The sequence below is a fragment of the Synechococcus sp. R70.1 genome (assembly GCF_047461675.1).
Classification (GTDB): domain Bacteria; phylum Cyanobacteriota; class Cyanobacteriia; order Thermostichales; family Thermostichaceae; genus Thermostichus.
In genome coordinates, this window is sequence record NZ_JANSHR010000078.1 from 39,878 (window position 1) to 58,793 (window position 18,916).

Consider the following 18,916-nt stretch of genomic DNA (forward strand, 5'->3'; position numbering starts at 1 on the left):
CTTCCTGTCAGCTTCATTCGGTCAGCTTTTCCCAAGCGGCCTGGAGGGCAGCTTGCATGCGCTGGGCAGCCCGTTTAAGGCGCTGCTGCCAGCTTTCCCATTTCTGCTGTAGGAACTCTGCCGCCTCATCCAGCAGGGAAAGGTCGAACTTGCCCCCTTTGGCTAGCTCGTCCCGCACTTGCTTGACCTTGACGCGCACTACCTCGGGCGGATCCTGCGGGCTGACTAGGGCTTTGAGGCGATCCCCCATGCGCTGAATGAGCTGCTTGACTTGGCGAGACTTTTCGCTCCAAAAGTTCTTTAGGCCCTCGGCCTCCGATTGGAGTCGCTGGGGAGCATCTTCCTTGACTACCACCGCGTCCACGTCGATGGCCTCTACGTCCTCAGGCAGGAGAACGGCGCGCCCCCCCCAAGGCTCGGCAATGCTGCCACCCAGAATATAAGCGGCAATCGCTCCAGTCTCCCAGTCAAAGAGAAAATCCTCAATCCAGCCGACCTCTCGATTCCCAATGCGCACTGTGCGACGGTAAAGAGAGCTGATGGGGGTTAGGGGGGTATCAAAAACGGTAGAGTAGGTCAGCAGCGCGTCCGGCCCGATGAGAGAGATTTGCTCCAAGGGGGTGTATCCCTGCTGGCTGGTAAAGTAGCAGACCCGTCCCTGCCCATCGACCCAGACTTCCTCGACAGTGCCCAGGGCTGTGGCAGTGCTGCCATCTATGGCCAGCAGGCCCACCACTTGGCTGCGTCGGACGATTTGTTCCATACAGAAGTTCTCCTGAAGTTGACAAGCAGCGGGGGGGCTAAAGCCTTGGGCTGCTTAGCCTCCACGGTAGTAGTGTAGCTGCGCCCTGAGGCGGGCAATTTCCTGGGCCATGTCCAAAACCATGGCCGCCCCGACCCAGTTAAGGCCCAAGTCGCGATGCAGGCGGGTCATCTGGATTAAGCGCCGCAGTTGCTGGGGGTTGAGGTAGCAGCTTTCGGCTTCCACCAGGCCTTGCCCGAGCAACCACTCCAGCAGGTGAGGAGGGATCCCGGCTACTTCGCTTGCCTGCTCAAAGGTATAGAGCCGCTCCTCCACCCGCACAATGGCCAGGCTCATAGACTCACCTCCTGCAGCCGGGCGCGGGGATCCCAGCTTCGATTTTGCCGCAGTTTTTCGTAGAGATCCCGCTCAGTTGGGGAAAGGAATTTGGGCGTGACGACCTTCAGCCGCACCAGCAGGTCGCTCCGCTGGCCTTGGGGATCCCGCCAGCCTTGGCCGCGCAGCCGCAGGGTTTGGCCGCTATCCACGCCGGCAGGGATCTTCAGTTGCACCCGACCGGTGGGGGTGGGCACTTCCGCCGTGCCGCCTAAAACCGCCTCGTCAGGGGTGATGGGCAGCTCGCAAACCAGGTTGTCGCCCTCGAAGCGGAAGAAGGGGTGGGGAGGCAGCTCCAGGGTGAGGTAGAGATCTCCTCTTGGGCCGCCAAAGGGGCTATATTGACCCTTGCCCTTGACGCGGAGGCGGCTGCCCGGTTTGGCGCCGGGGGGGATGCGGATGGTGAGGGTTTCGCCGTCCACGCTTAGCCGCTTTTGGGTGCCGTGGAAAGCTTCTGCCCAGCTGAGACCCAGGGTGCCCTCCACATCCTGCCCCGGCAGATCCACCGAGACGAACGGCCCAAACCCGGTGGTGAAGCCCTGAAAGCCGCCGCGGCGGGATCCCATGCGGCCCAGCAGCTCGTTGATGAAGTCCTCAAAGGTGGCGTACTGGGCAAATCCCTCCATGCCCGGCCCCGCCGCCGCACCAGTGCCTACTCGCTGCCAGTACTGGCCAAACTGGTCGTAGCGCCGCCGCTTGTCTGGATCGGAGAGCACCTCGTAGGCTTCGTTGATTTCCTTGAAGCGCTCCTCGGCTGCTTTGTTGCCGGGGTTCACGTCGGGGTGATACTGGCGGGCCAACTTGCGATAGGCGCGCTTGATTTCCTCGGCAGAGGCATCTCTGCTGACGCCCAGGATCTTGTAGTAATCCTTGAAGTCACTCGCAGCCATAGGCTCACCCCTGCAAGGTTAGGTTAGAGTTTTTCGGGCTATTCTCAGGATATAAGGTTGCAGCTAAAAAAATTGGAGCAGACCCAGAACACGTACAGGCAGAGCGGCGAGATGGCGCTTTACTGTGCTCTCGCTACTTCGGAAACTTTTTGGGCTAGGTCTTGCGTTTGGAGAAGATCCCTTTCTCATCTCGTGTGAAAATTTGTTTGACCTTTTCCCAAGCTTTGAAGAGTGCATGGGTGGAGTTATTGCCCTCTTGTTTGGCTTGGTTGTAGGCTTCCACAAAGGTTTGCTGCGCTTCTTCCGAGAGGTCAGCGCGGATTTCCGGCGAGATGCTCTCTGGGGTTAAGTCTCCCTCTGGCTCACTGGGCAAGTTCAAGTCGGCAATGGAAACTTCCTCTCCGCCAGCACTCTGCAGCAGCAAGTAAATTTCGCCCGACTTCTCTTCCGGTACTTGCACCACCAACAAGAACTCGCCCGCCTGTATCCGGGTTTGGTAGATGGCGGCTTTCTCCTGCGGCATACCCAAGGCAATCAGGGCGGATCCCAGGCCCGCTCCCAGTGCTCCGTACAAAGCGCCGCCCGTTGCCCCCAACAAAGCGGCTCCCAGAGGCCCAGCGGCCACCACTGCCCCCAAAAAGGGAATGAACAGCACCCCCACGCCAGTGAGCAGCCCCAGCAGGGATCCGAACAGGGATCCATAGATGGCCCCATTGGTCAGACCGTCCAGAACCACCTCTTTGCGGGTGATAAACCCGGTAATTTTGGCTTCGGTTTGAAAGTTGCGGCCAATAATGGAGATGCGATCGTTGGGAATGCCACGGTTCAAAAGCCGCTGGATACACTCTTGCAGCTTGCGCTCTTCTTTGAAAGCGGCGGAAACACACTTTTTGGGAGCTTGGGCAAAAGCGCTCATACACAATGCTCCTGCTGAGTTTTACAGTGCCAAGGCAGGTTTTTTTAACCTTTTCCCCATTACTACTCTCATCCATTGTCTCCCCTCATCAACAAAGGATCCAGTCGAAGAATTGCGAACCCCCTGGAGAAATCTCCGTACTGAGGATGCCAATTCCATCCTTACCCCTGGCCTCCTTCCAGGAGAGGGGAGTTGGGATTCAACGCACGCTACTTGCTGCCGGAATGACTGGGGGGTTTGGAGGAGCTACAGCAAGCGGATCCCGGCCATCAAGCCCTGGCAGACCCCCGTCAGGAAGTCTTGATCTAGGGTTTCGAGGGTGTCGCTTGGCTTGTGGTAATGGGGGTTGCGCAAGAAGGCGGTGTCGGTAACCATAACGGCGGCGTAGCCCGCATCCCAAAAGGGGGAGTGATCGCTCAGGCGAGTGGCAGGCAGGATCAAGCCCCGCTGCCCGGCCAACAACCAACAGCAAGGGATCCCCACTTTTTGAAAATCACGCTGCAGCTTGAGCAGATCCCCCCAGGTGGGCCAGTTGCCGATGAGACCGATGTAATCTCCCCGGTTGGGGTAGAGCTTCTCAAGGCCGGCGGGGTAGCGCTGGGATCCAGGGGTGGGATCCCGGTAGCCCAGCATCTCCAACGACAGCATTAGCCGCAGGGGCTGGCGCTGTTGTCTGAGAAAGCGGGCGTAGGCCCTGCTGCCTATCATCCCCCGCTCTTCCAGGTCGAAGGCCACCAGCCACAGAGGAGAAGGGGCAGGGTCAGCAGCAAAATGGCGGGCCAATTCCAGCAACACCGCTATGCCGCTGGCGTTGTCGTCGGCTCCAGGGGTGGCCGGAGCAGCGTCAAAGTGGGCTCCCACCAGGATAGGCGGCCGACCCGGGCGGGATCCGGGCAACTTCAAGATCCAGTTGCAGTGCTGGCGGCCGTTGGCCTCAAAGGGGAAAGGCTCCACCGGGCCGCACTCGGAAAGCTGTTTTTGGATATACTGCTCCACCTGCCGGTGGCCCAAAGGCGACCAGTCGGGATCGCGGGGCTGGGCTACCTGGCGGAGATGGGCTTCTAGGTGCCGCTGCAGGTCTTCGCTCCCCACCTCCGGCATCAGTTTTCTACCTCAGAGTGGATGGCTTGGGCGTGAACCTGGCGGGCCAGCTCCAGGCTGAAGTAACTGTGGGATCCCGCCCTTCCTGCCAACACTTGAAAAGGCAGATCAGGCTCTCCCAAATGATCCAGCACCAAAGCTGCCCCAGAAAAATCCTGATCTCGAGTGTAATCGTTAACCGTCACCACGACAGGGATGCCAGCCTGCTGGGCCGAGCGCAGCCCGTTCTCGGAGTCCTCAAAGGCCAGACACTCCTGGGGATCTAAGCCCATCCGCTCCAAGGTGTAGAAGTAGATGTCCGGAGCTGGCTTCTTGGCGGGAACCACATCGCCGGCAGCGATGACCTCAAACCAGCCCAGGCTCGCCGGCAGGGTCTGCTCCAAGAGGGCCGTCACGTTTTCGGGCGTGGTGGTGGTGGCAATGGCCAAGCGGATCCCAGCAGCTCTGGCCTCCTGCAGTAGCCGCTTGACACCGGGGCGCAAAGGGATCCCTCCTTGGGCCAATAGAGCCGTGTAGTGGCGGGTTTTGGCCTGGTGCAGCCGAGCTATCAGGGCCGTCAGGTCTTCCTCGGCAGGCAGTGGCGGCTGGCAGGTCTCGATGAAGTGGCGAATGCGCTCTTTGCCGCCTGTGATAGCCAGGAGCTGGCCGTAGAGCTCCACCGACCAGTGCCAGTCCAACCCTGCCTCAGCAAAGGCCGCGTTAAAGGCCACGCGGTGCCCATCCCGCTCTGTATCTGCCAGCGTGCCATCCACGTCGAAAATCAAAGCTTGCAGCTCCATCCGGCCAGCCTCTGGCCAACGGGACAAGCCACCCTATGCTAGATCCTCTCAGCCGGTTCCTAGGAAGGCCAACAAGATGAGAAAATGAGGCACCGGTTATCCAAGTCTCGCCATGAGCTTTGACTTTGACTTGATCATCATCGGTGCTGGCGTTGGCGGCCACGGCGCGGCGTTGCATGCCGTCGAGTCCGGCCTAAAAACCGCCATCGTCGAGTGCGCCGAAATGGGCGGCACCTGCATCAACCGCGGCTGCATCCCCTCCAAGGCGCTGCTGGCCGCCTCAGGACGCCTGCGGGAACTGCGAAACAGCTCCCAGCTAGGGCTGCAGGTGGGATCCGTCCAGGCTGACCGGGAGGCGATTGCCGCCCACGCTGCCCAGGTGGTGGAGAAGATCCGCGCCGACATGACCCGCTCGCTGGAAAAGCTGGGGGTAACGATCCTGCGGGGACGAGGCAGGCTGGCAGGGCTGCAAACGGTCGAAGTGCAGGGGGAAGGAGGATCCCAGACCTACACAGCGCGGGACATTATCTTGGCTACGGGTTCTCGACCCCTCGTGCCGCCGGGGATCGAGGTGGATGGCCGGACGGTGTTTACCAGCGACGAGGCGGTGCGGCTGGAGTGGATCCCGGAGCGGCTGGCCATCATCGGCAGCGGCTACATTGGACAGGAGTTTGCCGACGTCTACACGGCGCTGGGATCCCAGGTGATCCTCATCGAAGCCCTGGAGACCCTGATGCCGGCCTTTGACCCCGATATTGCCCGCCTGGCCCAGCGGGTGCTGATCAAACCCAGGCAAATCCAGACCTACGTGGGGATCACGGCCAAGCAGGTGATCCCTGGCCAGCCAGTAACGATTCACCTCTCCAACGGCGAGACGCTGCAGGTGGATGGTTGTCTAGTGGCCGCCGGGCGGATCCCGGTCTCAGAGGAACTGGGCCTGGCAGAGCTAGGGGTGGAGTTAGACAAGCGCGGCTTCGTGCCGGTGGATAGCCGCATGGCCACGGAGTTGCCCCACCTGTGGGCCATTGGCGACGTGACGGGCAAGATGATGTTGGCCCACGCGGCAGCAGCCCAGGGGAGGGTGGCGGTGGAAAACATCTGTGGCCGCCCTGCTTACATGGATTACCTGAGCATCCCGGCAGCAGTGTTCACCCACCCCGAGATGGGCTTTGTGGGGCTAACTGAGCCCCAAGCCAAAGCCGAGGGCTATAGCGTGGGCACGGTGCGCACCTACTTTGGCGGCAACTCCAAGGCCATTGCCTCTGGCGAGACTGAGGGCATGGTGAAGCTGGTCTTCGACAAGGAGACGGGGCTTTTGCTGGGATCCCACATCTTTGGTCCCCACGCAGCGGATCTCATCCACGAGGCGGCCCAGGCCATTGCCCGCCGCGCCACGGTGCAAGAACTGGCTCGCCTGGTGCATGTTCACCCCACCCTAGCAGAGACGCTGGAAGAAGCTTACCGGCGAGCTGCCCACAGCTTGGCAGTGGCCTAGCCAGCAGGTTTCCCCTCCAGCCCTTGAGAAAGCCATACGATTGGGAGGGAAGTACGCAGGAGGAAGTCCTCTTGGTTACCGAAGCCGAGATTACACGGGCAGTGCAAGCCCAGTACGAAACCTTCCCCTATCCCCCTGTTCCCTACGACCAGCCCTTTGAGGGCTTTTCCAGCCTGGGCAGCTATACCTTGGCCCAATATGCCCGCACCCGCACCTTGCAAGAGCCCACTGGGGCCAGGTTTTTGGTGGCCGGCTGCGGCACTGGTTGGGAGATGCACGTCATCGCCGCCAGCAACCCCGGATATGGCGCCGTGGTAGGGATCGACCTCAGCCGCCCAGCTCTGGAAATTGCCCAGAAGCGGATCAAGTACCACGGCCTGCGCAACTGCTCGGTGCATTATGGGGATCTCATGGATCCCTCCACCTGGCCGGAGGGAAGCTTTGACATGATCAGCTCCTACGGGGTAATCCACCACACCGCCGATCCCGTCAAGGCCCTAAAGAACTTGGCCTCGCGCCTGGCTCCCGACGGGGTAATGGCCCTGATGCTCTACAACCGCTCAGGCCGTTGGCATGTCTACCGCATTCGCCGTGCTTTGGAGCTGCTGGGGATTACTCCACCGGCCACCCGGGAAAAGATCGAATTTGTGCGGCAACTGCTGAAGGCAGCTCATCCCAACTCCCTTTTGGCCAAGCACGCCAAGGCCCATGAGGAATACTACCTAGCAGACGAGAACATCGTCGACAACTTCTTCCACGCCAACGACATTCCTTTTGACATCGGCGAAATCCCCGACCTTCTGGCCCAGGCGGGCTTGGAGTTTATCGATGTAGCCCCCTACTTGGACTACTGGAACGCCAAGCCTTTAATTGCTGCTACTCACACCGAGTTCCATCGCCGCTACGAGGCCCTTTCTCGCCTCGACCAGCTACGAGTTATCGAGTATCTGGAGCCTCTTTACCACACGCAAAATCTCTTTTGGTGCTGCCATCAGGGCAAAAAGGTGGCCAGTTGGGATCCTTTTACCCCTGAGTTTTTCCAAAGCTCCCGTTGGCAGCTCAACCCCCTCTTTGTCCAGCACGGCAAAGTGCGCTACTGGGATCAAACCATCCCCTTTTCGGATCTGCTAGGCAAGGTGGATCCGACCCAGATCGCGGCTCAAAAAATGGACATCTTCTGGTCCATTGCTCGCATTCCCGGCAAGATGATCGCCTCCAGCCGCTACCAGGTGGTGGAGCTGTTGTTGCCCCTAGCCAAGCAAGCTCGTTCTGGCGCCGAGATCTTGGCCGACCACGCCGAGAGAGCCGAGCACGTCCTTCGCCTCTTTCGGGAGTGGGAGGCGGATCGGCTAGTGCTGCGAGTTGCTCCTTAACTAACTCCCCCCCTTCCTAAGGAGCTACGAGGCGGGCTGGCGGCCACCCACAATGGCGCGGCAGCGAATGTAGGGCCCGCCGGCATCCACCTTGGCTGGCTGGCCCTTGCCACAGTGGCCGGATCCGAGATCCCAAAGGAAATCTCGCGACACAGCATCCACCGACTGCAACACCTCAAAGGCATTGCCGGTGATGGTGACTCCCCGCAATAACTCCGCCAGCTTGCCATTGCGAATGCGGTAGGCCCGCTCCACGCCAAACATGAACTCGCCCGTGGAGTCGGCTTGCCCGTTTCTGGCCCCATCCAGGAAGTAGCCGTCGGGGGTGCTAGCGAGGATCTCTTCTAGCGTCTGGGATCCCGGCTCGATGTAGGTGTTGCGCATGCGGATGAGCGGCTCGTCGGCGTACTCCCAGGCGCGGGCATTGCCGGTGGGCTCGACGCCAAAGTGGGCGGCAGTCTCCCGGTTGTGCAGGTAGCTCACTAGGATGCCATTCTGGATGATGGTAGTGGTTTGGGTGGGAACACCTTCATCGTCCACGGGCAGCGTTCCCCCTGCCCCCGGCATAAATTCAGAACGGCCAGAGTCCTTGAGAGTAACCAGTTCGCTGGCCACCCGCTGCCCTAGCTTGCCAGCCGCCACCGAGCCCGCGAGGACGAAATCGGCCTCGACCGTGTGGCCAATGGCTTCATGCACCAGCAGTCCCACGATGGAAGGGGAGAGGATGACGGTGGCCCATCCCCCCTCGGCATAGCCTGCAGAGAGGAGATCCACTGCCGTGGCAGCCGCCTTCTCCGCCATCTGCAAGGGATCCGTCCGAAAAAGGCAATCCCACCCCCCCGTCACGCCAATGGACTCCGTGCCGCTGCTGAGTTGGCCATCGGCCTCAGCCACCGCCTGCACCCGCAATTCGGGGCGCACCAGCCGGAAGGCTACATCCGCCCCATCGGTGGTGACGATGGCTTTCTCCTCGTAGATCTCGTTGTAGGTGCAACTGGCGGAGGTGATGCGAGTGGAGGACTTGCGCGCCTGGGCTTCTGTTTCCAAAGCCAATTGAATCTTCGCCTCGAGTGGCTTGTTGACCACTTCCTCCACTCCGGGCTCGCAGAACTCCCCCTGGGCTAGTTGGACGCGGGGCAAAGCCTTCAGCTTCTGCTTGCGGCAGTTGGCGCTGGCGCGGGCCGCTTGCTGGGCCTCGGCAATGGCCTTGCGAATGGCTGCGGGTGAGAGATCCCCGGTGGCGGCAAAGCCCCAGGTGCCGTCTTCTAGCACCCGTACCCCCACCCCCGAGCGCCGCCGAACTGCCGTGCGCTCAATGCGGCCCTTTTCCGCCGTGACACTGCGAAAGACTTTGCTGTGGTAGCGCAGCTCCACAAAGCCGGAGTAATCCCGGAGGATGTCGCGCAGGAGATCTCGCATGGCGATGAGCAGGGAAGGCCGTACTCAATCCAGCATAGCTTTGTTTTCGGCGGAGTCCTCCGGCTGCCACTTCAGCACCAAGGTTGAAAGAGGGGGCAGGCAGAGATCAAGAGAGTAGGGCAGGTTGTGGTAGGGCCAGTCCTCTGTCCACTTGCCTCCTAGGTTGCCAACGCCGCTGCCCCAGAACTCCACCGCGTCGCTGTTGAGGAGCTCCCGGTAAAACCCCCGCTCCGGCACCCCAATGCGGTAGTTCGGCCAGACCACGGGGGTGAAGTTGCAGACCACCACCAGCCACTCCTTGGGATCCTCCCCATAGCGGATGAAAGAGATAATGCCCCGATGGTCGCTGCAGTCGATCCAGCGGAAGCCTTCTGGCTTGGTGTCTTGGGTGTAGAGAGCCGGTTGCGAGCGCAGCAGCTGGTTGAGAGTGGCTACGTAGTGGCGCAGTTTAGCGTGGGGCTCATACTGCAGCAGCTCCCAGTCTAGATCTGCCCAAACATTCCACTCGTTCCACTGGCCAAACTCCATGCTCATGAACAGGGTTTTCTTGCCAGGGTGAGTGAACATGTAGCCGTAGAGAGCCCGCAAGCTGGCGAACTTGTGCCACAGATCCCCCGGCATTTTGCCCAGCATGTGGCTTTTGCCGTGTACCACCTCATCGTGGGAAAAAGCGAGCATGTAATTTTCGCTAAAGGCATACATGAGGCTGAAAGTCACGAGGTTGTGGTGGAACTGGCGAAACCAGGGATCCATGCGGAAATAATCCAGCATGTCGTGCATCCAGCCCATGTTCCACTTCAGGTTAAAGCCCAGACCGCCCACGTGAGTTGGCCAGGTCACCATTGGCCAGGCAGTCGATTCCTCAGCAATGGAAAGAACACCAGGGTAGTACTTGAAAATAAGGGTATTGAGCTGACGGAAAAAGTCGATGGCCTCTAGGTGTTCCCGACCGCCGTAGCAATTGGGGATCCATTCCTTGCGGTCGTAATCCAGATAGAGCATCGAGGCCACTGCATCCACCCGAATGCCGTCAACGTGGTATTTGTCAAACCAAAAGAGGGCGTTGGCCACCAGATAGTTGCGCACCTCGTTGCGGCCGTAATTGAAAACTAAGGTGCCCCAGCCTTTGTGTTCGCCCTTGCGGGGGTCAGCATATTCGTAGAGGTGGGTACCGTCAAAAAAGGCCAGCCCATGCCCGTCTTTGGGAAAATGCCCTGGCACCCAATCGACAATGACACCAATTCCCTCCTGGTGGGCGCGATCGACAAAGTACATAAAGTCCTGCGGGGAGCCGTAGCGGGAGGTTACGGCGTAGTAGCCGATAACCTGGTAGCCCCAGGAGCCGTCAAAGGGGTGCTCGGCCACGGGCAGGAGCTCGATGTGGGTAAAGCCCATCTCCTTGACGTAGGGGATGAGTTTGTCCGCCAGCTCCCGGTAGGTGAGAAAGCGGGTGTTGGGCTTGCGCTCCACTGGCACCAGGTGGCCATCGGCGGGCGGGTCTTCGGTGGAAGCGTGCATCCAGGATCCCAGGTGGACCTCGTACACCGAAATGGGGGAGCGCAGCGGGTCAGTGGCAGCCCGTTTTTCCATCCACTCCTGGTCGTGCCAGGTGTAGGTGTTGAGGTCAACCACAATGGAGCCGGTTTTGGGGCGCACCTCCTGTTGGAAGCCGTAGGGATCCGACTTTTCGTAGATGTCCCCCCAGGGGGCCTTCACCTCGTACTTGTAGATGGTTCCTGGCCCAAGGCCGGGGATAAACAGGACCCAGATGCCGCTTTCGTCTAGGCGCTTCATCTGGTGCTGGCGCCCATCCCAGTGGTTGAAGTCGCCAATAACACTGACGTTGCGGGCATTGGGAGCCCAGACGGCAAAGTGCACTCCCTGAACCCCGTCCACGCTTATGGGGTGAGCGCCCAACTTCTCGTAGATGCGGTGGTGGTTGCCCTCGTTGAAGAGGTAGCGATCCAGCTCGCCGATGTGGTTGACCTTCTCCGGCGGAAAGCGATACGGATCCTCCCATTCTTCCAGGTGTTGGCCCTCCGGATCCCAAACCCGCTGCGCTCGCAAAAAGTAGTCTGGCAGGGGGGTTCCTGGCTCGAAGCGCAGCTCAAACAGGGTTTCTGGATGCAGCGGCTGCATGGGGTGGGCCTGCCCAGTGGCACGTTCCACCAGCCAAACCTGCCGCGCGTTAGGCACCAAGGCACGCACCAGCCAGAAGGACACCTCCCCCTGCTCTATCTGCTGTGGCCCCAAAACAGCATAGGGATCCTGCCATTGGTTGGTAACAAACTGAACCACTTGCTCGGCAGACAGGAGAAAGCCCATGGCAACCCCCAGCAGACCCTTGATCTCAGTCTAACGACGGCTGGCTACCGCTCTAGCTCGAGCGTCCCCGCTAGGAGTTCTCCAGCTTGCCTTGACATTATCCTCCTCGAGAACCAGCTCCCAAGAAAGCAGGAGCCAAGCGCTTTCTCCTGGAAGGGAGAACTTGCTAGAGTGAGACGGGCAATCCCTTTCCAAGCTGGGTTGGTCAGCCTGTTCTGTTTTTCAGGTTCTGAGGATTTATGGCTATCCTGCTGTTGAGCAAACCTATCCTGGCTGTTAGCATCTTTGGCATGGGCCTGCCAGAGCTGGCGGTGATTGGGCTGATCGCAGTGGTGGTGTTTGGCCCCAAGAAGCTGCCAGAGTTGGGCAGCGCCCTTGGCAAAGCCTTGCGCAGCTTTAAGGAAGAGATGAATAACCCCAGCCGTGAGGAGGAGTCTCCTACTAGCGCTGAGAAGCCAAAGGCAGAGAAGGTGCCTGAAAAGGATGCCGCCTAGGTATGACCTATTCGCATCGATGGCTGTCTTTGTAGCTGGCTGATCCCCCCTTGGACGTCGAAGTCCCTGCCTGCCCCACCTGCACTCTAGGGATCCTGCCTCTTCCCCTCCATTGGCGGCGGAGATCCAGGTGTCCCACACACCCCTAGGAGTGATACCCTGAGGAAAAGTGTAGGATTACAACCGGAGCAACTGCCATGCTCAAGTGCACCACCCGCCACGTTCACATCTTTGCTGGCGAGGTGACGGCGGACAACCGCTTGGTGCCCCGCGACGATGTGCTGACCCTCGATGTGGATCCCGATAACGAGCTAGTCTGGAACGACGCTGCTCTGCAGAAGGTCTATGCCCGCTTCGAGGAATTGGTGGAGGAGTACCGAGGCCGGGATCTGACGGAGTACAACCTGCGGCGCATCGGGTCTGAGCTGGAGCACTTCATCCGCTCCCTGCTTCGTCAAGGGGAGATTGCCTACAACCTGCAAGGGCGCACCCTCAACTACAGCCTAGGCTTTCCCCAGATCCCTGCGGAAAAAGTTGTGGATCAGTACATTCCCAAAAGCTAGCTTCTTTCCCCTTCCCCACTAGCTGTTATCGGAGTCCAGCCCATGTCTGGAGAACCTACTCCCGCCCAGGAAACTGCCGCCGAAGTCGCCAAGCCTGCTGAGGAAGCAACCCGCCCTCCCAAGGCTGCTGCGAAAAAACCCGCCAAAGAAGTCAAAGAAGAAAAACCCTTCGAGCAACTGATTACAGAAGAGGTGATCCCGGCGGCCATTGCCGCTTTTCAAAAACGCGGCGTCCACGATTTGCAGTTGCGCCTGGAAGGCAAGACGCTGATTGGCTCCTTTGCCGGCGGCCAGAAGCAGTTTAGCGTCCTCTTTGCCGAGGGATCCCTAAACGGCCGTAAGTTCTTCCGCTGCACTACTGCAGGATCTCCGGCCAGCACCCTCGAGTCTTTTATGATCGACGAGCGCCGCGTCGATGTGCCCCTGTTGGTGTTCTACTTGGTGCAGCGCCTCTACGCCCAGCAGTGGTATTGAGGGAGCCCCTGGCCAACCCTGGAAGTAGCTCTCCGTGGATCCCGCCAGCGGGATCCTTTTTTAGCCTTGCGGGAGATCTGCTCACAAGGGGGGAGGGATTATTTTGTGAAGAAAGGTAAGGCGATGCTGCAGGGGATTGCGAAATGTACATCGTGCAGATTGCGTCGGAATGTGCCCCAGTCATCAAGGCAGGTGGGCTGGGGGATGTGGTGTACGGCCTCAGCCGGGAGCTAGAAGTGCGGGGGCACTGCGTCGAGCTGATTCTGCCCAAATACGACGTCATGCGCTACGACCAAATCTGGGGCCTGCACGACGCCTACCGCGACCTCTGGGTGCCCTGGTATGGCGGGGCTATTCACTGCTCGGTGTACTGCGGCTGGGTGCATGGCCGCCTTTGCTTTTTCATTGAGCCCCACTCCAGCGATAACTTTTTTAACCGCGGCTGTTATTACGGCTGCCCAGATGACAACATGCGCTTTGCCTTTTTCAGCAAGGCTGCCCTGGAGTTTCTCCTCAAAAGCAACAAGCGCCCCGACATCATCCATTGTCACGACTGGCAGACAGGCCTGGTGCCGGTGCTGCTGTTTGAGATTTACAAGTACCACGGCATGGAAAACCAGCGGGTGTGCTACACCATTCACAACTTTAAGCATCAGGGCTTTGGGGGGCCAGAAATTCTGTGGGCCACGGGACTCAATCGCGAGCCCTATTACTTCCACTACGACCGCTTGCGCGATAACTTCAACCCTTTTGTCCTCAACTTTATGAAAGGGGGGATTGTCTTTTCCAACTTTGTAACAACAGTCTCACCCACCCACGCCCTGGAAGCACGATTTGGCGACTACGGCTATGGACTGGGACACACGCTCTACTTGCACCAGCACAAGTTTCGCGGCATTTTAAACGGCGTTGACTACGACATTTGGAACCCCGAGATTGACCGTTTTATCCCTTTTCAATACACTGCACAGACTTTAGAAAACAAGGCCAAAAACAAGAAAGCCCTGCGGGAGCGGCTATGGCTACGCGATGTTGACAAGCCTATTGTGGCCTATATCGGGCGGCTAGATGAGCAAAAGGGCGTACATCTGGTGCATCATGCCATCTATCGCTCCTTGTTTAAAAATGCTCAGTTTGTCCTGCTGGGATCCGCCACCGAGCCAGGAATTGGCGCCTGGTTTGCCCATGAGAAACGCTATCTCAACGACAACCCCGATGTTCACATCGAGTTAGCTTTCAACGAAGAGCTCTCCCACCTTATCTATGCAGGGGCAGATATCCTCGTGGTGCCCAGCCACTACGAACCGTGCGGACTGACGCAGATGATTGGCTTAAAGTACGGCACAGTGCCCGTGGTGAGAGGGGTGGGCGGCCTGGCGGATACGGTTTTCGACCGCGACTACGACACTCGCAAATTGCCGGAGCAACGCAATGGCTACGTGTTCTACCACACAGATCACGCGGCTCTGGAGTCGGCGCTGGATCGGGCCATTGACCTGTGGTACACCGCTCCCGACCAGTTTCGCCAGCTGCAAATCCAGGGCATGAGCTATGACTACTCCTGGAACTACCCCGGCAAAGAATACCTAGAGATCTACGAGTTCATTCGTCACCGCTGATCCAGCCAGCGATCCCCAGCGATCCCCGCCCTTGACCGCAAGGGGGAAATGCTGGACGATAGGTAGCGATCCCGCTCTTTTTTATTGCCCAGGAAGGCGAGCTTACTCCGCTATCTTCTACCTATGAGTTTGGGTTATCTTGCCCTGGTACTCCACGCGCACCTGCCCTTTGTGCGCCACCCCGAGCAGGACTTTGTACTGGAAGAGGAATGGCTCTACGAAGCCATTACCGAGACCTATGTCCCGCTGCTGCACATGTTCGAGGGGCTCCGGAGAGATGGCATTGACTTTCGCCTCACCATGTCCTTGACGCCACCTCTGGTGTCGATGCTGCGGGATCCCTTGCTGCAGGAGCGCTACGACCACTACCTCACCAAGTTGGAAGAGCTAGCCCAACTGGAGTACGACAAGAATGCCCACAACGGCCACATTCGCTACCTGGCGGAGCACTACATCAAGCAATTTGCCATGGTGCGGGATCTCTGGGAGCGGTACGACCGGGATCTGGTGCAGGCCTTCAAGCAGTTTCAGGACAGCGGCAACCTGGAGATCATCACCTGCGCCGCTACCCATGCCTACCTGCCCCTGATGCAGATGTATCCCCAGGCAGTCTGGGCGCAGTTGATAGTAGCCTGCGAGCACTACAACGAGCACTTTGGCCAATGGCCACGGGGGGTCTGGCTACCCGAATGCGCCTACTACCAGGGGTTGGAGCGGATGGTGGCCGATGCTGGGCTGCGCTACATGATTACCGACGCCCACGGCCTGCTATATGCCAAGCCACGGCCCCGCTACGGCATGTACGCCCCCATCTTTACTGAGACCGGCGTTGCCGTCTTCGGTCGCGACCACGAGTCTTCCCAGCAGGTGTGGTCGGCGGAGGTAGGCTACCCTGGGGATCCCGTCTATCGCGAGTTCTACAAAGACCTGGGGTACGAGGCCGACTACGAGTACATCAAGCCCTACATCATGCCCAATGGCCAGCGGAAGAACACCGGCATCAAGTACCACCGCATCACCGGGCGCAACCTGGATCTGGGGCAAAAGGAACTCTACGATCCCTACTGGGCGCGAGAGAAAGCAGCCGAACATGCAGGCAACTTCATGTTCAACCGCCAACGGCAAATCGAGTACTTGTCCAGCGTCATGGGGCGTCCGCCGTTGGTGGTGGCTCCTTACGATGCCGAGCTCTTCGGTCACTGGTGGTATGAGGGACCCTGGTTTTTGGATTTCCTCATCCGCAAGAGCTACTTTGACCAAAATACCTATCGCATGACCCACCTGGCGGAGTACCTGCGGGAGAACCCTACCCACCAGGTGTGCAAACCTGCTCAGTCTAGCTGGGGGGCGCGCGGCTTCCACGAGTACTGGCTCAACCCCACCAATGCCTGGATCTATCCCCACCTCCACAAGGCTACCGAGCGCATGATTGAGCTGAGCCGCCGTGAGCCTGCCGATGAGCTGGAGTGGCGAGCCCTAAACCAGGCGGCGCGGGAGCTGATGCTAGCTCAATCCTCGGACTGGGCTTTTATCATGCGCACGGGGACGATGGTTCCCTACGCGGTACGGCGCACCAAGTCTCACCTACTGCGCTTCAACCACCTCTACGAGAAGATTCAAGCGGGTCAGTTTCGGCGGGAAAAAGTTACGCCCGAAGATGAGCAGTGGCTGGCCAAGGTGGAATATATGGACAACATCTTCCCCAATATCAACTACCGGGTTTACCGGCCCCTCTAGAGTGCCCAGAAGGGCTGGAGTTCCAAAGCCGGGGATCTCTGCAGGGATCCCTGGCTCTAGAGCTTGGCGCCACACTCGGGGCAGAACTTGTGCGAGCTGGGGTTCTTGGCGCCGCAGTTGGGGCAATAGATCAACTCGGCGGCCTGCTCCAGTTGTCGCTTTTCCGGCAGACCAATCATCTGGTAGTTGGCCTTGCCGGCAGGCACCATTGGGTAGCAGTTCTCATCCCGCTTGACCACAAAATCAGCCACTACTGGCCCCTCATGGCGCAGCATTTCCTGGATAGCGTCGTCCACTTGATCGGGGTGATCGACGCGCATGCCCTTGATACCAAAGGCTTCGGCCAGCTTGACAAAATCTGGCATGCCCGCCGCCATGTCGGAGTGAGAATAGCGCTCGCCGTGGAAAGCCTGTTGCCACTGCCGCACCATGCCTTGCCAGCCGTTGTTGATAATGGCCACCTTAGTGGCAATGCCGTACTGGGCCACTGTGCCCAGCTCCTGCATATTCATCTGGAAGCTGGCATCGCCACTGATGCAGATGACTTCCTCGTGAGGCAGGGCCACCTTGACTCCTATGGCTGCTGGAAAGCCGTAGCCCATGGTGCCCAAGCCGGCGCTGGAGATCCAGCGGCGGGGTCCAGTGCGCAGAAACTGGGCCGCCCACATTTGGTGCTGACCCACATCAGTGGTGTAGTAGGCATGGGGAGCATGGCGCCGAAACGCCTCAATGACCTGCTGCGGGGCGATCACGCCCTCATAGGAGGGCACCTGCAAGGGGTACTCCCGTTTCCAGCGCTCGATCCGCGCCAGCCAAGCTTGCGTTTGGCCAGGGGTGTAGGGCATTTTGCTTAGCTGCGCCAACAGCTCCACCAAAACGGTGCGCACATCTCCCACAATCGGCACGTCAGGGACGCGGTTTTTGCCCACCTCCGCTGGGTCGATATCGACGTGGATAACTTTGGCATGCTTGGCGAATTCGTCCAGCTTGCCGGTTACACGGTCGTCGAAGCGAGCTCCAAGGGCAATGAGCAGGTCGCACTCGGTAACAGCAAAGTTGGCGTAGGCCGTGCCATGCATGCCCAGCATCCCCACTGAGAGGGGATCATTCTCATCAAAGGCCCCCTTGCCCATGAGGGTGGTGGTTACCGGGATCTGGTAAGTGTGGGCCAGCTCCGCAATCTCAGCATGGGCTCCGGAGATGATGGCCCCGCCGCCCACGTAGAGCAAGGGTCGCTTGGCCTGCAGGATAAGTTGGGCTGCCGCGTGGATCTGGCGAGGGTTGCCCCGCACAGTGGGCCGGTAGCCGGGGATATGGACCTCACTGACCGGCTGGTAGTCGAACTCTTCCAGGCCCACATCTTTGGGGATGTCGATCAACACTGGACCGGGTCGCCCCGTGCTGGCGATGTGGAAGGCCTCGGCCACAATCCGGGCCATCTGCCGGGGGTCGCGCACCACGTAGGAGTGTTTGACAATGGGCAGGGTGATGCCAAAAATGTCAGTCTCCTGAAAGCCATCAGTACCAATCAAATGGCGGGGCACCTGGCCAGTAATGGCCACCAGAGGCACAGAGTCCATCATGGCGTTGGCGATGCCTGTCACCAAATTGGTTGCCCCCGGCCCCGAGGTGGCAAAGCACACCCCCACCTTGCCGGTAGCGCGGGCGTAGCCATCGGCAGCATGGGCAGCGGCCTGTTCGTGGCGGACTAGGAAATGCTTGAGTAGCCCTTGGGATTCGGCCTTGTACAGCTCGTCGTAAACGGGCAGGATTGCTCCTCCCGGATAGCCGAAAATGTGCTGCACCCCATGGCGATGTAAGCTATCCACCAGTGCGTAGGCCCCCGTTGCCACGATGTCCTCTCCCCCCCTACCGACCGTTCAACCTGGAGCGCCTGCATCAGAAGACTGGCCAGCTTTTTAATTCAATTCAACAGTCTAGCAGGGGTTTGCTCTGGGGCTCTGCTTGGGGGTGGATCTCTGTAAAGACAGCGTCTGCCGCGCTCTGGATAGAAGAAGGTAGCCGCTAGCCCCCTAGCTTGTTGGCGAGGTTGCCCCATGAGGCAAACTCCCGCAAAGCTGGCCAGCAGCTATCCCCCTAGGAGCTTGAGCACCGACTGGGATCCCCTGCCGTCAATCCATAGCGGGCTAGAAAACGGGGCAAATCAATCACCTGACAGGTATAGGATCCCTGCATCACCAGTCGCCCCTGCTGGGTGATCTCTGCCTGAAACTGAACGCGCCTTCCCTCCACAGCCACGACTTCAACCTCAACCTGCAAGGGATCCCCCACTACCGCCGCCGAGCGGTGTTCCAGGGCAAAGCGGATCCCGACGGCAGCTTCTTCTGCCTCGTAGAAGGGCTGCAAGGTGGTGTGGCCACATCGCTCGATCAGCGCCAACAGAGCCGGGGAGGCGATGACCTGCACACCCGGGTTGCCCAGGGCCTCTGCCGTGTGCTCAGGGCCAGGGATCCCTTGCCAAGTGCCACGGGTGCCAAGGGGAACGGGTTTCACGGAAAAAGACGCAGCACAGAAGCGCTGGGAGGGGGAGCGCTGTCCTCGCGATATTTTACAGCCCCAAGCCACTGAGGCA

Annotated in this window: 17 protein-coding genes; 7 read left to right on the plus strand and 10 right to left on the minus strand. The window is 59.5% G+C overall.

Features of this window, described 5'->3' with window-relative positions:
- Positions 1–13: 13 nt before the first annotated feature.
- The 6 genes from NW807_RS09195 to NW807_RS09220 all read right to left on the minus strand — a co-directional run bounded on the left by NW807_RS09195 (position 14) and on the right by NW807_RS09220 (position 4,824).
- Positions 14–763, minus strand: coding sequence for a photosystem reaction center subunit H (locus NW807_RS09195; RefSeq protein ID WP_414393935.1), 750 nt, complete (start codon positions 761–763; stop codon positions 14–16).
- A gap of 54 nt (positions 764–817) precedes the next feature.
- Positions 818–1,099 carry a chaperone modulator CbpM gene (locus NW807_RS09200; protein WP_414393933.1) on the minus strand — a complete coding sequence of 94 codons (282 nt, stop codon included), beginning with the start codon at positions 1,097–1,099 and terminating at the stop codon, positions 818–820.
- Entirely contained in the window at positions 1,096–2,028 is a 933-nt protein-coding gene (locus NW807_RS09205) for a DnaJ C-terminal domain-containing protein (protein ID WP_414425905.1), read from the minus strand. The genes NW807_RS09200 and NW807_RS09205 overlap by 4 nt, the downstream gene beginning before the upstream one ends.
- Positions 2,029–2,182: 154 nt before the next feature.
- Positions 2,183–2,944 (minus strand): ChaB family protein, encoded by a 762-nt coding sequence (locus NW807_RS09210; protein ID WP_414425906.1) that lies wholly within the window; start codon positions 2,942–2,944, stop codon positions 2,183–2,185.
- 246 nt (positions 2,945–3,190) lie between these two features.
- Complete coding sequence (locus NW807_RS09215; protein ID WP_414425907.1) at positions 3,191–4,045, minus strand: M28 family peptidase; 855 nt, start codon at positions 4,043–4,045, stop codon at positions 3,191–3,193.
- A complete protein-coding gene (locus tag NW807_RS09220) occupies positions 4,045–4,824 on the minus strand; it encodes an HAD family hydrolase (protein ID WP_414425908.1) in 780 nt (259 codons plus the stop codon). Before NW807_RS09220 ends, NW807_RS09215 begins: the two co-directional genes overlap by 1 nt.
- A 112-nt stretch (positions 4,825–4,936) precedes the next feature.
- Here NW807_RS09220 and lpdA point away from each other — a divergent pair, with 112 nt between their 5' ends.
- Both lpdA and NW807_RS09230 read left to right on the plus strand, forming a co-directional pair.
- Positions 4,937–6,319 (plus strand): dihydrolipoyl dehydrogenase, encoded by a 1,383-nt coding sequence (lpdA, locus tag NW807_RS09225; protein ID WP_414425909.1) that lies wholly within the window; start codon positions 4,937–4,939, stop codon positions 6,317–6,319.
- A 71-nt stretch (positions 6,320–6,390) separates the two neighbouring features.
- A complete protein-coding gene (locus tag NW807_RS09230; RefSeq protein ID WP_414425910.1) occupies positions 6,391–7,692 on the plus strand; it encodes a class I SAM-dependent methyltransferase in 1,302 nt (433 codons plus the stop codon).
- Between the two features lie 24 nt (positions 7,693–7,716).
- Here the strand turns inward: NW807_RS09230 and NW807_RS09235 are convergent, their stop codons facing one another.
- Together NW807_RS09235 and glgB are read right to left on the minus strand one after the other, a co-directional pair.
- The gene (locus tag NW807_RS09235; protein ID WP_414393922.1) at positions 7,717–9,111 is read right to left on the minus strand and encodes a TldD/PmbA family protein; all 1,395 of its coding nucleotides are present in this window, start codon (positions 9,109–9,111) and stop codon (positions 7,717–7,719) included.
- A 24-nt stretch (positions 9,112–9,135) separates the two neighbouring features.
- Positions 9,136–11,436, minus strand: coding sequence for a 1,4-alpha-glucan branching protein GlgB (glgB, locus tag NW807_RS09240; protein WP_414425911.1), 2,301 nt, complete (start codon positions 11,434–11,436; stop codon positions 9,136–9,138).
- 239 nt (positions 11,437–11,675) lie between these two features.
- Here glgB and tatA point away from each other — a divergent pair, with 239 nt between their 5' ends.
- The 5 genes from tatA to NW807_RS09265 all read left to right on the plus strand — a co-directional run bounded on the left by tatA (position 11,676) and on the right by NW807_RS09265 (position 16,323).
- Entirely contained in the window at positions 11,676–11,930 is a 255-nt protein-coding gene (gene tatA / locus NW807_RS09245) for a twin-arginine translocase TatA/TatE family subunit (RefSeq protein WP_414405971.1), read from the plus strand.
- A 197-nt stretch (positions 11,931–12,127) separates the two neighbouring features.
- A complete protein-coding gene (locus tag NW807_RS09250; RefSeq protein ID WP_414405972.1) occupies positions 12,128–12,493 on the plus strand; it encodes an NAD(P)H-quinone oxidoreductase subunit M in 366 nt (121 codons plus the stop codon).
- Positions 12,494–12,535: 42 nt separating this feature from the next.
- Entirely contained in the window at positions 12,536–12,967 is a 432-nt protein-coding gene (locus NW807_RS09255) for a DUF2996 domain-containing protein (protein ID WP_414405973.1), read from the plus strand.
- Between the two features lie 143 nt (positions 12,968–13,110).
- Entirely contained in the window at positions 13,111–14,586 is a 1,476-nt protein-coding gene (gene glgA / locus NW807_RS09260) for a glycogen synthase GlgA (protein ID WP_414393913.1), read from the plus strand.
- A gap of 123 nt (positions 14,587–14,709) precedes the next feature.
- Positions 14,710–16,323 (plus strand): glycoside hydrolase family 57 protein, encoded by a 1,614-nt coding sequence (locus NW807_RS09265; RefSeq protein ID WP_414425912.1) that lies wholly within the window; start codon positions 14,710–14,712, stop codon positions 16,321–16,323.
- A gap of 56 nt (positions 16,324–16,379) precedes the next feature.
- On the opposite strand, the gene ilvB is transcribed toward NW807_RS09265, so the two are convergent.
- Positions 16,380–18,176, minus strand: a complete 1,797-nt coding sequence (gene ilvB / locus NW807_RS09270; protein ID WP_414425913.1) for a biosynthetic-type acetolactate synthase large subunit — start codon at positions 18,174–18,176, stop codon at positions 16,380–16,382.
- 244 nt (positions 18,177–18,420) lie between these two features.
- Positions 18,421–18,837 carry a thioesterase family protein gene (locus NW807_RS09275; protein WP_414393908.1) on the minus strand — a complete coding sequence of 139 codons (417 nt, stop codon included), beginning with the start codon at positions 18,835–18,837 and terminating at the stop codon, positions 18,421–18,423.
- Between the last annotated feature and the right edge of the window lie 79 nt (positions 18,838–18,916).

Coding starts and splice junctions, on each gene's coding strand:
- NW807_RS09195 (WP_414393935.1), bottom strand. CDS start 763: ATGGAACAAATCGTCCGACGCAGCCAAGTGGTGGGCCTGCTGGCCATA.
- NW807_RS09200 (WP_414393933.1), bottom strand. CDS start 1,099: ATGAGCCTGGCCATTGTGCGGGTGGAGGAGCGGCTCTATACCTTTGAG.
- NW807_RS09205 (WP_414425905.1), bottom strand. CDS start 2,028: ATGGCTGCGAGTGACTTCAAGGATTACTACAAGATCCTGGGCGTCAGC.
- NW807_RS09210 (WP_414425906.1), bottom strand. CDS start 2,944: ATGAGCGCTTTTGCCCAAGCTCCCAAAAAGTGTGTTTCCGCCGCTTTC.
- NW807_RS09215 (WP_414425907.1), bottom strand. CDS start 4,045: ATGCCGGAGGTGGGGAGCGAAGACCTGCAGCGGCACCTAGAAGCCCAT.
- NW807_RS09220 (WP_414425908.1), bottom strand. CDS start 4,824: ATGGAGCTGCAAGCTTTGATTTTCGACGTGGATGGCACGCTGGCAGAT.
- lpdA (WP_414425909.1), top strand. CDS start 4,937: ATGAGCTTTGACTTTGACTTGATCATCATCGGTGCTGGCGTTGGCGGC.
- NW807_RS09235 (WP_414393922.1), bottom strand. CDS start 9,111: ATGCGAGATCTCCTGCGCGACATCCTCCGGGATTACTCCGGCTTTGTG.
- glgB (WP_414425911.1), bottom strand. CDS start 11,436: ATGGGCTTTCTCCTGTCTGCCGAGCAAGTGGTTCAGTTTGTTACCAAC.
- tatA (WP_414405971.1), top strand. CDS start 11,676: ATGGCTATCCTGCTGTTGAGCAAACCTATCCTGGCTGTTAGCATCTTT.
- NW807_RS09250 (WP_414405972.1), top strand. CDS start 12,128: ATGCTCAAGTGCACCACCCGCCACGTTCACATCTTTGCTGGCGAGGTG.
- NW807_RS09255 (WP_414405973.1), top strand. CDS start 12,536: ATGTCTGGAGAACCTACTCCCGCCCAGGAAACTGCCGCCGAAGTCGCC.
- glgA (WP_414393913.1), top strand. CDS start 13,111: ATGTACATCGTGCAGATTGCGTCGGAATGTGCCCCAGTCATCAAGGCA.
- NW807_RS09265 (WP_414425912.1), top strand. CDS start 14,710: ATGAGTTTGGGTTATCTTGCCCTGGTACTCCACGCGCACCTGCCCTTT.